The sequence below is a fragment of the Streptomyces flavofungini genome, assembly GCF_030388665.1.
Lineage (GTDB): Bacteria > Actinomycetota > Actinomycetes > Streptomycetales > Streptomycetaceae > Streptomyces > Streptomyces flavofungini_A.
Window position 1 is genome coordinate 5,274,691 of sequence record NZ_CP128846.1, and the last position, 13,291, is coordinate 5,287,981.

12 protein-coding genes are annotated in these 13,291 nt (G+C 73.5%); 5 read left to right on the forward strand and 7 right to left on the reverse strand.

Going from position 1 to position 13,291, the window contains the following annotated elements; translation table 11 throughout:
- Positions 1–77: 77 nt before the first annotated feature.
- Positions 78–770, reverse strand: a complete 693-nt coding sequence (locus QUY26_RS22350; RefSeq protein ID WP_289949431.1) for a metal-dependent transcriptional regulator — start codon at positions 768–770, stop codon at positions 78–80.
- A 179-nt stretch (positions 771–949) separates the two neighbouring features.
- On the opposite strand from QUY26_RS22350, the gene QUY26_RS22355 reads away from it, so the two are divergent.
- A complete protein-coding gene (locus QUY26_RS22355; protein WP_289949434.1) occupies positions 950–1,744 on the forward strand; it encodes an SIS domain-containing protein in 795 nt (264 codons plus the stop codon).
- A 76-nt stretch (positions 1,745–1,820) separates the two neighbouring features.
- Here QUY26_RS22355 and QUY26_RS22360 read toward each other — a convergent pair whose 3' ends face one another.
- Both QUY26_RS22360 and QUY26_RS22365 read right to left on the reverse strand, forming a co-directional pair.
- Positions 1,821–3,179, reverse strand: coding sequence for a sensor histidine kinase (locus QUY26_RS22360; protein ID WP_354670703.1), 1,359 nt, complete (start codon positions 3,177–3,179; stop codon positions 1,821–1,823).
- Positions 3,176–3,844: a response regulator transcription factor gene (locus tag QUY26_RS22365; protein ID WP_289949436.1), complete on the reverse strand. Its 669-nt coding sequence runs from the start codon at positions 3,842–3,844 to the stop codon at positions 3,176–3,178. Before QUY26_RS22365 ends, QUY26_RS22360 begins: the two co-directional genes overlap by 4 nt.
- A gap of 122 nt (positions 3,845–3,966) precedes the next feature.
- Here QUY26_RS22365 and QUY26_RS22370 point away from each other — a divergent pair, with 122 nt between their 5' ends.
- Genes QUY26_RS22370 through QUY26_RS22385 form a run of 4 tightly spaced genes read left to right on the forward strand, consistent with a single transcriptional unit; the run spans position 3,967 to position 7,578 of the window.
- Entirely contained in the window at positions 3,967–4,473 is a 507-nt protein-coding gene (locus QUY26_RS22370) for a hypothetical protein (RefSeq protein WP_289949438.1), read from the forward strand.
- Positions 4,470–5,540: an efflux RND transporter periplasmic adaptor subunit gene (locus QUY26_RS22375; protein WP_289949440.1), complete on the forward strand. Its 1,071-nt coding sequence runs from the start codon at positions 4,470–4,472 to the stop codon at positions 5,538–5,540. Before QUY26_RS22370 ends, QUY26_RS22375 begins: the two co-directional genes overlap by 4 nt.
- Complete coding sequence (locus QUY26_RS22380; RefSeq protein WP_289949441.1) at positions 5,537–6,367, forward strand: ABC transporter ATP-binding protein; 831 nt, start codon at positions 5,537–5,539, stop codon at positions 6,365–6,367. Before QUY26_RS22375 ends, QUY26_RS22380 begins: the two co-directional genes overlap by 4 nt.
- Positions 6,364–7,578: an ABC transporter permease gene (locus QUY26_RS22385; RefSeq protein ID WP_289949443.1), complete on the forward strand. Its 1,215-nt coding sequence runs from the start codon at positions 6,364–6,366 to the stop codon at positions 7,576–7,578. Before QUY26_RS22380 ends, QUY26_RS22385 begins: the two co-directional genes overlap by 4 nt.
- Before the next feature lie 218 nt (positions 7,579–7,796).
- Here the strand turns inward: QUY26_RS22385 and QUY26_RS22390 are convergent, their stop codons facing one another.
- The 4 genes from QUY26_RS22390 to QUY26_RS22405 all read right to left on the reverse strand — a co-directional run bounded on the left by QUY26_RS22390 (position 7,797) and on the right by QUY26_RS22405 (position 12,939).
- Positions 7,797–9,161 (reverse strand): PAS domain-containing protein, encoded by a 1,365-nt coding sequence (locus QUY26_RS22390; protein WP_289949445.1) that lies wholly within the window; start codon positions 9,159–9,161, stop codon positions 7,797–7,799.
- A 448-nt stretch (positions 9,162–9,609) separates the two neighbouring features.
- Complete coding sequence (locus tag QUY26_RS22395) at positions 9,610–11,244, reverse strand: transporter (protein WP_289949447.1); 1,635 nt, start codon at positions 11,242–11,244, stop codon at positions 9,610–9,612.
- Positions 11,241–12,032, reverse strand: coding sequence for an ABC transporter ATP-binding protein (locus QUY26_RS22400; RefSeq protein WP_289949448.1), 792 nt, complete (start codon positions 12,030–12,032; stop codon positions 11,241–11,243). The genes QUY26_RS22395 and QUY26_RS22400 overlap by 4 nt, the downstream gene beginning before the upstream one ends.
- A gap of 220 nt (positions 12,033–12,252) precedes the next feature.
- Complete coding sequence (locus tag QUY26_RS22405) at positions 12,253–12,939, reverse strand: bifunctional DNA primase/polymerase (protein ID WP_289949449.1); 687 nt, start codon at positions 12,937–12,939, stop codon at positions 12,253–12,255.
- Positions 12,940–13,291 lie beyond the last annotated feature (352 nt).

Sequence of the window (13,291 nt, forward strand, 5' to 3'; positions counted from 1 at the left end):
ACTCGCCTCAACTGCCCCTCGGGTGGCGGGAGTTGACACCAGCGACGAGACCTGCCGGGGTCCGGAGCCGGGCGCGGTCAGCGCTTGGCGACGAACACGTGCGACGCGACATCGGCCGCCAGCTCGGCGGCCTCGCCGCTGCTGCCCACGAGTACCCCTCCGGCGGACTCCGTCACGCTCACGACCGAGCCGGGTTGCACCCCCGCGCGCCGGAGCGTGTACATCAGCTGGGCGTCCGTCTGGATCGGCTCGCCGATCCGGCGCACCACGACCGTCTTGCCGTCCTTGCCCGGGTCGAGGTCGGTCAGGGAGACCATGCCCTCGTCCAGGAACGGGTCGGCGCCGTCCTTCTCGCCCAGCTCCTCCAGGCCCGGGATCGGGTTGCCGTACGGCGACTCGGTGGGGTGGCGGAGCAGCTCAAGGACGCGGCGCTCCACCGCCTCACTCATCACGTGCTCCCAGCGGCAGGCCTCGGCGTGCACCTGCTCCCACTCCAGGCCGATCACGTCGACCAGGAGGCATTCGGCGAGGCGGTGCTTGCGCATCACGCGCGTGGCGAGACGGCGGCCCTCCTCGGTCAGCTCCAGGTGCCGGTCGCTGGCGACGGCCACCAGGCCGTCGCGCTCCATGCGCGCCACCGTCTGGCTCACCGTCGGTCCGCTCTGGTCGAGCCGCTCGGCGATCCGGGCGCGCATGGGGACGACACCCTCCTCCTCCAGTTCGAGGATGGTGCGCAAATACATCTCAGTGGTGTCAATAAGCCCCGACATGGGTGCCCCTCAGATTTCGCTCGTGCGCTGGCCCTGCCCTCAATTCTGACGCATACCACTGACAACCGGGTTGCGCCGGGAAAAGAGGCGGTCCAGGGCCGTATTGACAGGGCACTGGTCCAGACCGCACCGTGATCCGCGACACGACGGGACGACGGCGGGACCAAGGAGGTTCGCGGATGGGCACGGGACCCCAGGGCGGCCAGGGATCGGACGGCGGCAGCGGCGACGTGCTCGCCGCGCGCTACCTCGACGCCGCCATCGACCTGCTGCGGCGGGTCCGGGACGAGGAGTCCGCGGGCATCACGGCCGCGGGCGAGCTGATCGCCGACGCCGTCGCCGCGGACGGCCGCCTCTTCGCCTTCGGCGCCGGCCACTCCTCGCTCGCCGCCCAGGACGTCGTCTACCGCGCGGGCGGCCTCGCCCTGATGAACCTGCTGTCCGTGCCCGGTGTCGTCGGCGTCGACGTGATGCCCGCGACGCTCGGCTCGGCCCTGGAGCGCGTCGACGGGCTCGCGGGCGCCGTCCTCGACTCCAGCCCGGTCCGGCCCGGCGACGTCCTGGTGATCATCTCCCTGTCCGGGCGGAACGCGCTGCCCGTGGAGATGGCCATGAACGCCCGCGCCCTCGGCCTGAAGGTCATCGGCGTGACCTCGGTGGCGTACGCCACGGAGACGAAGTCCCGGCACGTCTCGAAGACCTTCCTCAAGGACCACTGCGACGTCGTCCTCGACTCCAAGATCGCCGTGGGGGACGCGGAGATCGCCCTCGACTCCGTGGACGCGCCCTTCGGGCCCGCGTCCACGATGGTCGCCAGCGCGTTGATGCAGGCCATGGTGGCCACGGCTGCCGCCGCGCTGGCTGAGCGGGGGATCCAGCCGCCTCTGTTGCGGTCCGCGAACGTGGACGGGGGCCATGACTGGAACGGGCGGGTCTTCTCCGAGTACGGGGATCGGATCTTCTACCGGCATTGAGTGCTCCGCTCGTGGGGCGGGTGTGATCCTGTGGGTCGGTGGGGGCTGGTCGCGCCCACGCGGCGGAGCCGCGTTCTCAACACAGCCCCGCGCCCCTGACGGGCGCGCCTCCGGTGGCGCCCGGAGGGAAGCGCACGGTCACCCGTAGGCCGCCGCCCCTGCCGTTCGCCTCCGCCTCCGCCGTCCCCCCGTGCGCCCTCGCTATCGCCGTCACGATCGACAGGCCCAGGCCCGCGCCCTCGCCGTGGGCGTGGGTGCGGGGGCGCAGGCGGTGGAACGGCTCGAAGAGGTGGGTGACGGTGGCGGGCGGGATGTCGGGGCCCGTGTTGGTGACCGTGAGCGTGTCGGAGGTCGTGGTCACCTCGGCGTGGCCGCCGGGGACGTTGTGGCGTACGGCGTTCGCGACCAGGTTGTGCACCAGGCGTTCCAGGAGCACGCCGTCGCCGTGGACGGTGAGCGGGGCGGCCCGCACGGTGACCGTGACGTCGTGACGGGCCGCCTCGTCGGCGAGCGCCCGGGCCACGCCGTGCGCGGTGACGTCGAGGGCCACGGGTTCGCGCCCGCCGGGCCCGGCCCGCCCGCCGCGTCCGGCGCCCGCGCCCCCCTGCTCCGTGGTGGCGAGCAGCAGCAGCCCCTCGATGAGGCGTTCGCTGTCGTCGGCGACGGAGATCAGCTTCGTACGGATGCGGGCGACGTGCTCGGGCGGCGGGTCCCCGGCGAGCCCGATCTCGGCGGCGGCGCGCTGCACGGCCAGGGGCGTGCGCAGCTCGTGCGCCGCGTTGGCCGCGAACCGCTGCTGCGCGCCGACCAGCCGCTGGATGCGGTCGAGCATCGCGTCGAAGGTGTCGGCGAGCTGCTTCAGCTCGCCGGGCGGCGCGTCGAGGGCGATGCGTTCGTGCAGGTTGGAGGCGGAAAGACGGTGCGCGCTCGCGGTGATCACGGCGACGGGACGCAGGACACGGCCCGCCATCCACCAGGCGAGGGCGAGGGACAGGACGGTGTACGCGGCCAGGACGATCACGGACACCGAGAGGAGCCGGCCGAGCGCGGCCTCCCCGGCGGCGTCGCTGACCCGGGTCACCGCCTGCGCGGGCACCGTGTCGGAGAGCTTCGAGGGCCGCGCGGGCGCGGCCACCGCCCCTTGCGTCGGCATGACCCACGGCGGGCCGAAGCCGGCCCGGTCCGTCCTGGCCCCCGGCGCTGCCGTGGTGACGGCCGTGCTGATCGACGAGTACAGGCCCTGCCGTACGAGGACGTACACGACGCCGGTGAGCAGCGCGCCCGCGAGGACGAGCAGGACGCCGTACAGGGCGGTCAGGCGGGCGCGCTCGCCGCGCAGGCCGAGGCCGCGGGGCGCGCCGAACCCGCGGAGGTGGTGGACGCCGTTGCGGCGCGGCGCGGCGGGCGCGCCCACACCCGGGGCGACGGGGGTCACGGCGACACCCCCGATATCCGGTACCCCGCCCCCGGCACCGTCTCCACCACCCCCGGCTCCCCGAGCTTCGCGCGGAGCTTGGAGAGGGTGACGCGGACGGCGTTGGTGCGGTAGCTGGTGTCCTCCTCCCAGACCTGCTCGATCAGGTCCTCGCCGCTGACGACCGCGCCGTCCGCGCGCAGCAGCGCCTCCAGGACGGCGAACTCCTTCCGGGACAGCGACAGGTGGCGGCCGTCCCTGCTGGCCTGGCGGCGCGCGGTGTCCAGGACGACGCCCGCGCGCTCGATGACCGGCGGCAGGGCGGGCCGGGCGCGCCGCCCGAGGGCGAGGACCCGGGCGAGCAGCTCGTCGTACGCGAACGGCTTGGTCAGGTAGTCGTCGGCGCCGAGCCCGAGGCCCGCGACCCGGTCGCGCACCGTGCCCGCCGCCGTGAGCATCAGGACGCGGGTGAGCAGCTTCTGCCGCACGACCCGGCGGCACACCTCGTCGCCGTGCACGCCGGGCAGGTCCCGGTCGAGCACGAGCACGTCGTACTCGCCGAACTGGAGCTTGCGCAGCGCGGTCGGGCCGTCCGCCGCCACGTCGACCGCGAGCGCGTCGCGGCGCAGTCCGACGGCGATCATCTCGGCCAGGAATTCCTCGTCCTCCACCAGCAGTACGCGCATGCCGCCCTGTGTACCCGAGGGCCACCTTTCGCCGGTGTAAAGGTTTGCCGTGAGAGAGACGAAACCCCGCTTGCCGTGAGTCTGGGCCGCAGTCAGGACCGGCGACAGAACCAGGGGAAGCCATGACCACACGTACGCGCACCGCGACCCGCACGCGCCCGCGCTCAGCCGGGCTCGCCGCCGCGGCCGCCGCCCTCGCGCTCTTCGCGACCGCCTGCTCCGGCGACGGCGGTGACGGCGGGAAGAAGGACAGCGGCGGCAAGGAGAACGCCGCCGACAAGGCCTTCAAGGAGCGCGAGTGCCTGCGCAAGCACGGCCTGAAGGTGCCCGAGCCGAAGTCGGGCCAGGACGGCCACGGCATCACGATCGGCGGGGACCTCAGCAAGGAGAAGATGCAGAAGGCCCTCAAGGAGTGCACCGGCAAAGGCCCGGGGGCCGGGGGCGGCGGCATCTCGCAGGCCGACAAGGACAAGATGGTCAAGTACGCGCAGTGCATGCGCAAGAACGGCTTCAACATGCCGGACCCGGAGTTCAAGGACGGCATGGCGCGCGCGATGCCCGCTCCGAAGGGCGCCGAGATGAAGAAGATGGAGAAGGCCGCCGAGGCGTGCAAGGGCATCGTCGGATGAGGCGGCGCACAGCGGTCGTCTCGACGGTCGTCGCGCTGCTCGCGGTCACCGGCGCCGGTTTCGCCGTCACCGGGTTCGGCGGGTCGGGCGGCGACGACGGCGGCTCGACGCGGAGCACGGATCTGCCGCCCGCCACCGCGGCCGTCGAGCGCGGCGACCTCAGCAGCGGCACCCAGGTCGACGGCACCCTCGGCTACGCCAAGGAACGCAAGGTCAACGCGGGTGCCGCGGGCATCCTCACCCGCACCCCTGGCACGGGCGACACCATCCGGCGCGACGGACGCCTGTACGAGGTCAACGGAGTGCCCGTACGCCTGATGTACGGCACGGTGCCCATGTACCGCACCCTCAAGCCGGGCTCCGAGGGCGAGGACGTACGGCAGCTGGAGCTGAACCTCCAGGCGCTCGGGTACGCGGCCGGGCTCGCTGTCGACGAGGAGTACACGGCGGGCACGGCGGCCGCCGTGAAGCGCTGGCAGAAGGCGCACGAGCGGCGGCGGACGGGGCGGGTCGAGCCGGGCGACATCGCCTTCTCGCCGTCGGCGGTGCGCGTGAAGTCCGTGGCCGCGGCGGTCGGCGACCAGGTCTCGCCCGGCCGTCCGGTGCTGACGACGACGGCGTCCGAGCGCGTCGTGCGGTTCCAGCTCGACGTGGCCGACGGGAAGCTGGCGAAGGTCGGCACGAAGGTCGAGGTGTCGCTTCCGGACGGCTCGACGGCGTCCGGCCGGGTCGCCGCGGTCGGCAGGACCGCGAAGCCCGGGGACGACCCGGCCGACAAGACCCCGAAGATCCCGGTGACGGTGTCCTTCAACGACCCGTCCGACGTCCGCGGCTTCGACCAGTCCCCGGTCACCGTGAACCTCACCGGCGAGACCCGTGAGGGCGTCCTGTCCGTCCCCGTCAACGCCCTCCTCGCGCTGCCCGGCGGCGGCTACGGCGTCCAGGTCGTCGCCGACGGGAAGGCCCGCCAAGTGCGCGTGCGGCTCGGCATGTTCGGCTCGGGCCGGGTCGAGGTGAGCGGCGGCGGGCTGCGGGCCGGGATGAAGGTCGGGGTGCCGAAGATATGAACGCGCGGCCTGTTCGGGCGACGGTCGGACAGGGGGCGTACGGGGACGGCCGCCCCGCCCCCCGACCTGTCGTCCGCCTCACCGGTGTCACCAAGGAGTACCCGGGCGGTGTCGCCGCCCTGCGCGGAGTCGACCTCGATGTGGCTCAGGGCGAACTCCTCGCCATCGTCGGCCCGTCGGGCTCGGGCAAGTCGACGCTGCTGCACATCGTCGGCACGCTGGACCGGCCGACCGCCGGGACGGTCGAGATCGCCGGACACGATGTGGCGTCCCTCTCGGACCGCAGCCTGTCCGCACTGCGCGCCTCCCGCATCGGCTTCGTGTTCCAGGCCTTCCACCTCGTCCCCGGCGTCAGCGCCCGCGACAACGTGGCCGAGGGCCTGCTCTACTCCGGCCTGCCGCGCGCCGTGCGCAGGGCCCGCGCCGCCGAGGCCCTGGACCGGGTCGGCCTCGCCGACCGGATGCGGCACCGGCCGCACGAGCTGTCCGGCGGCCAGAAGCAGCGCGTCGCCATCGCCCGCGCGGTCGTCGGCGAGCCGGACCTGCTGCTCGCCGACGAACCCACCGGAGCTCTCGACTCCGCCTCCGGCGAGTCGGTCATCGAACTCCTCCACGGCCTCAACTCCGAGGGCGCGACCATCGCCGTCATCACGCACGACGGGCAGATCGCGGACCGGCTGCCCCGGCAGGTGCGGATCCGCGACGGCCGGGTGGTCCACGACGGCGGCCCGCCGGTCCAGGACGTACCGGGGCGAGGGCCGGTCCAGGACGTACCGGGGCGAGGGCCGGTCCAGGACGTACGAGGACAGGGAGCCGTGGCGCGATGACCGCAGACCGTACTCGGCGCGGGCGGCTGCGCGCCGCCCGGCTCAGCCCGCGCGACATCGCCCACGTCGGCGCGTCCGGCCTGCGCAGCCGCCCGATGCGCGTGGTCCTTTCCGCCCTCGGCATCGCGATCGGCATCGCCACGATGGTCGCGGTGGTCGGCGTCTCGGCCTCCAGTAAGGCCCAACTCCTCCAAAAACTCGACAGGTTGGGTACGAACATGCTGGTGGCCGCGCCCGGTGACCCGCTGTTCTCCGGCGAGGAGCCGAAGCTGCCCAAGGACGCGGTGGGGCGGGTCTCCCGCATCGAGGGCGTCGAGGACGTCGGCGCCACCGGCGACCTCGAACGCACGGTGCGGCGCAGCGAGAAGATCCCCGAGGGCGAGACGGGCGGCATCGCCGTCAAGGCGGCCACGGAGGACCTCCTGAAGGTCCTGCGCGGCCGGACGGCGAGCGGCACCTGGCTGAACGCGGCCAACTCCCGCTATCCGTCGATCGTCCTCGGCCACGTCGCCGCCCGGCGCCTCGGCATCACCTCGCCGGGACAGCAGGTGTGGGTCGACGACCGCTACTTCACGGTCATCGGCATCCTCGCGCCACTGCCCCTCGCCCCCGACATCGAACGCTCCGCCCTCACCGGCTGGGCCGCGGCGAAGTCGCTGCTCGGCTTCGACGGGCACCCGACGTCCCTGTACGAGCGCTCGGCCGACGACGCCGTGCACGACGTGCGCGCGCTGCTCGCCGCGTCGATCTCGCCCGAGAGCCCGCGCGACGTCAAGGTCACCGACCCGTCGGCCGCGCTCCAGGCGAAGGCCGACACGGAGGGCGCGTTCTCCACGCTGCTCCTCGGCCTCGGCGGCATCGCCCTCCTCGTGGGCGGCGTGGGCGTCGCCAACACCATGATCATCTCGGTCCTGGAGCGCCGCTACGAGATCGGCCTGCGCCGCTCCCTGGGCGCCACCCGCGGCCAGATCCGCGTCCAGTTCGTCACCGAGTCCCTCCTGCTGTCCGGCCTCGGCGGCCTCGCGGGCGTCGCGCTCGGCTCAGCGGCGACAGCCGCGTACGCCGCGTCCGGCGGGCTGCCCTGGGTGGTGCCCCTGTGGTCCGTCTCCACGGGCTTCGGCGCGACCCTGGTGATCGGCACGGTGGCGGGGCTGTACCCCGCGGTGCGGGCGGCGCGGCTGTCACCGACGCTGGCGTTGCACGCGGCGTAGGGGGGCCGTCCCAGGCACTTTTTCCAGCACGCCCCGGCGAAGTATCCAGCCCGTCGTAGGGGTCCCCCTGCTCCTTGAGAGCTTGGGGGAGATCGAGGACGAGGCGCGCAGCGCTGATTCGAGGGAGGACCGTCCCACCCGCCACGGGACACCCTCCCCCGGGGCCCGGGGCCCGGGGCGTCGGAGAAGGGGCGGGACCGGGGCGTCCCCGCGCGGACCTACCCGCCCACCCCCGCCAGATCCAGCGCAGCCGCGACCCGCGCGGCGACACTCTCCGCGTACGCCGCGTCCGCCCGCTCGAACTGCGAACGGGCGGCCCCCCGCAGAAAGGTGATCACCCCAAGCGTCCGCCCCCGGCTCCGCAGCACCGCGCACAGCGCGTGGACGGACGACTCGGGCCACTGCCGGGCGAGGGCCCACTCCCGGGCCCGCGCGGGATCGTCGGTGGCGGCGGTGGCCCGCACCGACCCCACCCGCTCGACGCACTGCGGCGCCGGATGCCCCTCCGAGTACCGCAGCGGCAACCGCGCCTTGCCCGCGGGCTGGCAGGGCCCGGGCGCCCCGGCGGGGGTGACGACGGCCCGGACGAGCCGCAGCCGGGGCTCCTCGCTCTCGACGACGTCGACCAGGGCGTGATCGGCGAACCCGGCGAGGGCGAAGTCGAGTTGGACGGTGGCCGCCTCCATGGGGTCCTCGCACTCGGCGGCGGCCCGCGCGGCCCGGTGCAACTGCTGCGACCGGAAGCGCAGCTGGGACGCCTCGGCCTCCGTCTGCTTGGCCTCGGTGACGTCCAGGAACAGCCAGCCGACGCCCAGCGGCACGGGCTCCTCGGCGAGCGGCGACCCGAGCCGCAGGAACCCGCTGCGCCAGCAGCGCCGCTCCGGTTCGCCGCCGTCCCCGCGGACGGCGAGCCACATCTCCGCGGGGGCGGGCGGCGCGCCTTCCGCGAGCACGTGCGTGAGGGCGCTCTCCAGCTCCTCGACGCCCTGGGAGAGGACCTCGCCGAGCGGCCGCCCGAGGAGCGCCGTGCGCCCCATGCCGAGGGCGCGCGCGGCGTGGGCGTTCACCACGGCGGGCCGCAGATCGGCGTCGACGAGCACCACGCCCCACGAGGCGTTCTCGAACAGCGCCTCGCTCAGGGCGATGGACCGCTCCAGGTCGATCTGGGTGTGCACCTCGCTGAAGGCGCAGTACACCCCGCTCGGCTTGCCGTCGCCACCGCGCACGGCCGAGGTCTGGGTCCGCACGAGCACCCGCCCGCCGTCCTTCGTGAGCAGCGCGAACTCGTCGACCTGCCGCCCCGGCGCGTGCATGGCGGAGAGCAGCCGCCCTTCGACGTCCTCGGCGTCGGCGCTGCGGACCGCCCAGCCGGCGAACCCGCGCCGCCCGACCGCCTCCGCGGCCGACCAGCCGAGGATCCGCTCGGCCTCGCGGTTCCAGTGCGTCACGACTCCGTCGGCGTCGAACGCGCACAACGCGGCGTCCATCCCGTCGAGCAGCGCGGCGAGCAGCTCGGCCCCGCCGGGCTCGGGCTCCTCGGGGCCCAGTTCGTCGGTGGTTCCGCTCTGTCGGGAAGCACTCACCCGGACCCCCCTGCAGGCTCTGTCCTCATCGTCCTCGTCGTCGGATCATTCAACTTGAACGTGACACAGCCCACAGTAGGTTCCCGGAAGTTGAGGCAAATCGTTGCCGGACCAAGGTCTCAGAAAAACAGTTGAACGGCTCGGGCCGGGCTTTCTAGGGTGAGTGTCACTTCGGAAAGGAGGTGGTTCGGCAGATGTATGACTACCGGACGGAAGAGGTGACTGCGGGCTAGCGGCCCGCCACCACACTCAGTGCGGTGCCGGACCAGCGTGCGATCCATGTGCGCAGCCGGCCGAAATTCCAAGCAGTCACCCGACCCGCGAGCCGCCGGTACGTCCGGCCGGCTTCCCCGGCCTCACGGCAGGGGAACCACGGCTCGCGGGTCGCTGCGTGTCCGCCTCACCTCAGCCCCGCCCACCGCGCCGGCGGCCTTTGCCCAGCGCGCCCTCAGCCCTTGCTCACCGCCGCCAGGATCTCCGGCAGCCGCCGTGCCACCCGCGGCGCCGCGAGGCGCAGGCCCGCCACCGTGACGGCGGCTCCGTAGAGCGCCCCGAGGGGCAGCAGCACCCAGCTCGACGAGCCGTGGTCCGCGACGTGCAGCCAGATGGTGAAGGCGAGGACGGGCGCGCAGAGCACGGCCGCGGCGATCATCCCGCCGAGGATGGAGATCCAGGCGAGGCCGGCCTGGCCGGGGGCGACGTTCTTGTAGCCCTGCTGCGGGATGGAGTAGGGGAACCGGGCCGACGACCAGGCGCCGGTGGCCAGCATGGCGCCGAGGAGCGCGAAGGACAGGCCGAGGGCCTCCGGCAGGGCCTGCCACTCGCCGAGGAGCACCGTCGTCAGGACGGTGACGAGGGTCGCGTACGGCAGTGTGATCACGAGCAGCGCGAGCGCGCGGGCCCGCAGCTCCTCGTACGCGTCCCGGGTGGTGGAGATCGTCATCGCGACCATCCAGAACGCGGACGTGTCCTGCCCGAACTGGTTGTACATCTGGATGCCGAGCATCCCGGCGGCGAAGCACGCGAAGTACAGGGAGCCGGTGCCCTGGAGGGCGTTGAAGAGGGGCACGATCAGGCCGATGGCCAGGGACGTCACCCAGGCCGCCTTGGTCTTGGGGTCGCGCCAGACGTAGCGGAGGGTGCGCTCCATGACGGGGCCGGTGCGGCCCGCGGGGAGCAGGGCGAAGAGGCCGCCCTCGGTGCCGCGGCCCTTGCGGGAGGGTTCCGCGGCGGCGAGCGTGGAGCCGTCGGGCGTGGTCATCAGGCGGGTGAGGCTGCGCTGCCAGAGGCGCAGGAGCAGGGCGAGGGCGACGCCGGACAGGGCGAGTTGGGCGGCCGCCGTGGCGTACCGCGCCTCACCGGCCGCGTGCACCGCGGACAGCGCCGACGACGGCGGGATCCAGCCCAGCACGTCCGCCGCCGGATCCAGCTCGCCGAGGCCCGCCTCCGAGGAGCCGAGCCGCTGCGCCCCGAAGTTGACGAGCTGCGCGCCGACGGCGATGACGAGTCCGCTGAGTACGGCGAGGTCGCGGCCCTTGCGGCTGGTCAGCAGGCGGACGTTGGCGGCGGCGACGGCCCGCGCGAGCGCCACGCAGACGAGCAGCGTCAGCGGTACGGCGACGACGCCCACGGCGAGGGCCGCCCCGCCGTCCGCCACCGCGATGACCGCGCCGAGCGCCAGACAGAGCGTGAACAGCGGCCCGATGCCGACGAGCGAGGCCACCAGGAGGGCGCTGACGAGGGGCCGCGGGCGCAGCGGCAGCATCACCAGGCGGGTGGGGTCGAGGGTCTCGTCGCCGCTGGGGAAGAACAGCGGCATCACGGCCCAGCCGAGCGCGAGGACCGCGACGAGGATGATCGACACGGTGGCGGCGTGTTCGCTGCCGCGCAGCAGGATCAGGCCGAGGAGCTGGAGCGCGGCGAACAGGAGCGCGACGACGGCCGACGCCACGTACGCGGCGCGGCGCCCGGAGGACTGGCGCAGGCCGTTGCGCAGGAGGGACAGCTTCAGGCGTACGAAGACGGGGGTGAGCCCGGGGCTGGGGGCCGTGGGGGCGGCCGGTGCGGGGGCCGGGACGGTCATCGGGCGCCGCCGCCCAGCCAGTCGAGGTCCGAGCCCGCGTCGCGGCCGCCCGCGCCGACGAGTTCGAGGAACGCCTCTTGGAGCGTCGCCGCGTCGCCGCGGACCTCGGCGAGGGGGCCCTGGGCGCGAATGCGGCCCGCCGCGATGACGGCGACCCAGTCGCACAGGGACTCCACCAGCTCCATCACGTGGCTGGAGAAGACCACCGTGGCCCCGGAGGCGGTGTAGCGCTCCAGGACGCCGCGGATGGTCTGCGCGGAGACCGGGTCGACGCCCTCGAACGGCTCGTCGAGGAAGAGCACTTCCGGGTTGTGGAGCAGGGCCGCCGCCAGGCCGATCTTCTTGCGCATGCCGGTGGAGTAGTCGACGACCAGCTTGTGCTGAGCGCCCGCGAGGTCGAGGACGTCCAGGAGCTGGGTGGCCCGCTTGTCGACCTCCTCGCCGGGCAGGCCGCGCAGCCTTCCCGTGTACGCGAGGAGTTCGCGGCCGGACAGGCGCTCGAACAGGCGCAGGCCCTCGGGGAGCACGCCGATGCGGGCCTTGACCTCGGCGGGGTCCCGCCAGACGTCGTGGCCGACGACCTCGACCGTGCCCTGGTCGGGGCGGAGGAGGCCGGTGACCATGGAGAGGGTGGTGGTCTTGCCCGCGCCGTTCGGGCCGACGAGGCCGATGAACTTTCCCGCGGGGAGGGTGAGGTCGATGCCGGCCACGGCGAGTTGCCCGCCGAAGGCCTTCCACAGGTTGTGTACGCGCACCGCTGCCGCGGGGGTTTCCGTCGCCTCTGTCACTCTTGCCCCTCTGCCCTGCCGTCGTCGTGTTCGCACGATACGTGGGGCCGGGGGACCGTTGGACCGACGGTACTGCTGACCTGTGGCTGCGCCCACCTTCCCCCAGGCTCTCGGCTTCGCTCGACCAGGGGGTGCCCCCATCGCCCTCTGAGCGGCCCAGCTGCCCACAGCGGGGGCCGCCACGGCTGCCCGCGGGGCTGAACGGAGCGGCCGCTGGCTTCTACTTCCTGCGGGCCTCCCTGCCGCAGGCGTAGGACAAGGGGGAGATGACTTCTTCGGCGTCGGGGAGCCAGCGGTTGGCGGGGGTGGGGCGGTTGGCCCACTGGACGGCGCCGGAGGCGCCGAAGCGGGTGGGGGGCGCGGCCACGTAGCCGCCCTCACCGAGGGTGACGAGGTCGAGGGCGGCGGGCGGCCAGCCGAGCTTGCGGACCAGGTCCGGGACCTTCGCCGCGGCACCGGGAAGGACGAGGAACTGCATGCGCCGGTCGGGCGTGCACGTCACGGGGCCGAGCGTCAGCTCCATCCGCTCCATGCGGGCGAGGGCGAGGAAACCGGCTGTCTCGGGCACGTCGATCGCGTCGAACGTGCGGCCCGTGGGCAGCAGGATCGAGGCGTTCGGCTGCTTGGCCCACATGCGCCGGGCGACCGTCGCGCTGCCCGTGGCCTGCGTGGGCCAGTCGTCGCGCACGGGGTGGGCGCCGGGCGCGGGGCAGGCGACCTCGCCGCACGAGCAGCGCCAGGTGCCCTCGACGGACTCGAGCCAGGTGCCGGGGAAGACATCCCAGTGGCGTTCCTCCGCGTACCGAACGGCCGTGTCCTGCAGGGCCTCTCCGCGCTGCTTCGGGATCTGCGCGGCTGACGTGACTCCGATGGTCTCTTCCACGAACCTCTCAACTGCGCGCGTCATGTCGGGTTACGGGGTGTCACGTGCGCGGGGGAGGAGCATCGATCCTGCGGCGGGGCGCATGGGTGCACGGGTGGGGGCGCGCATGGGCAAGGGGGGCCGGGCGCGGGTAGCCACGTCTGGGGCAGTCGGAGTTCGACCGAGTTCAACCTCGTTCATCGGGCAGCCATGTTCACCCGGCTCGCCGACGTGTGCCGCACTCTGCCGTGTTGAGGTGCGAAACATCAAATTCAGGCAGGTTGCTGTGCATTTGTGGTGTATGTGGTGCATCTTCCGGTTGTTCCCAGGGCATTGATCATCTGGGCGATGCGGGCAAACCGGCCCGGACCGTTCCTCATTCGACATCCACATCCGA

What these genes read in the sequence shown, in the direction of transcription:
- QUY26_RS22375 (WP_289949440.1), top strand. Translation starts at nt 4,470, where the DNA reads ATGAGGCGGCGCACAGCGGTCGTCTCGACGGTCGTCGCGCTGCTCGCG.
- QUY26_RS22350 (WP_289949431.1), bottom strand. Translation starts at nt 770, where the DNA reads ATGTCGGGGCTTATTGACACCACTGAGATGTATTTGCGCACCATCCTC.
- QUY26_RS22355 (WP_289949434.1), top strand. Translation starts at nt 950, where the DNA reads ATGGGCACGGGACCCCAGGGCGGCCAGGGATCGGACGGCGGCAGCGGC.
- QUY26_RS22395 (WP_289949447.1), bottom strand. Translation starts at nt 11,244, where the DNA reads ATGACCGTCCCGGCCCCCGCACCGGCCGCCCCCACGGCCCCCAGCCCC.
- QUY26_RS22380 (WP_289949441.1), top strand. Translation starts at nt 5,537, where the DNA reads ATGAACGCGCGGCCTGTTCGGGCGACGGTCGGACAGGGGGCGTACGGG.
- QUY26_RS22370 (WP_289949438.1), top strand. Translation starts at nt 3,967, where the DNA reads ATGACCACACGTACGCGCACCGCGACCCGCACGCGCCCGCGCTCAGCC.
- QUY26_RS22385 (WP_289949443.1), top strand. Translation starts at nt 6,364, where the DNA reads ATGACCGCAGACCGTACTCGGCGCGGGCGGCTGCGCGCCGCCCGGCTC.
- QUY26_RS22365 (WP_289949436.1), bottom strand. Translation starts at nt 3,844, where the DNA reads ATGCGCGTACTGCTGGTGGAGGACGAGGAATTCCTGGCCGAGATGATC.
- QUY26_RS22405 (WP_289949449.1), bottom strand. Translation starts at nt 12,939, where the DNA reads ATGACGCGCGCAGTTGAGAGGTTCGTGGAAGAGACCATCGGAGTCACG.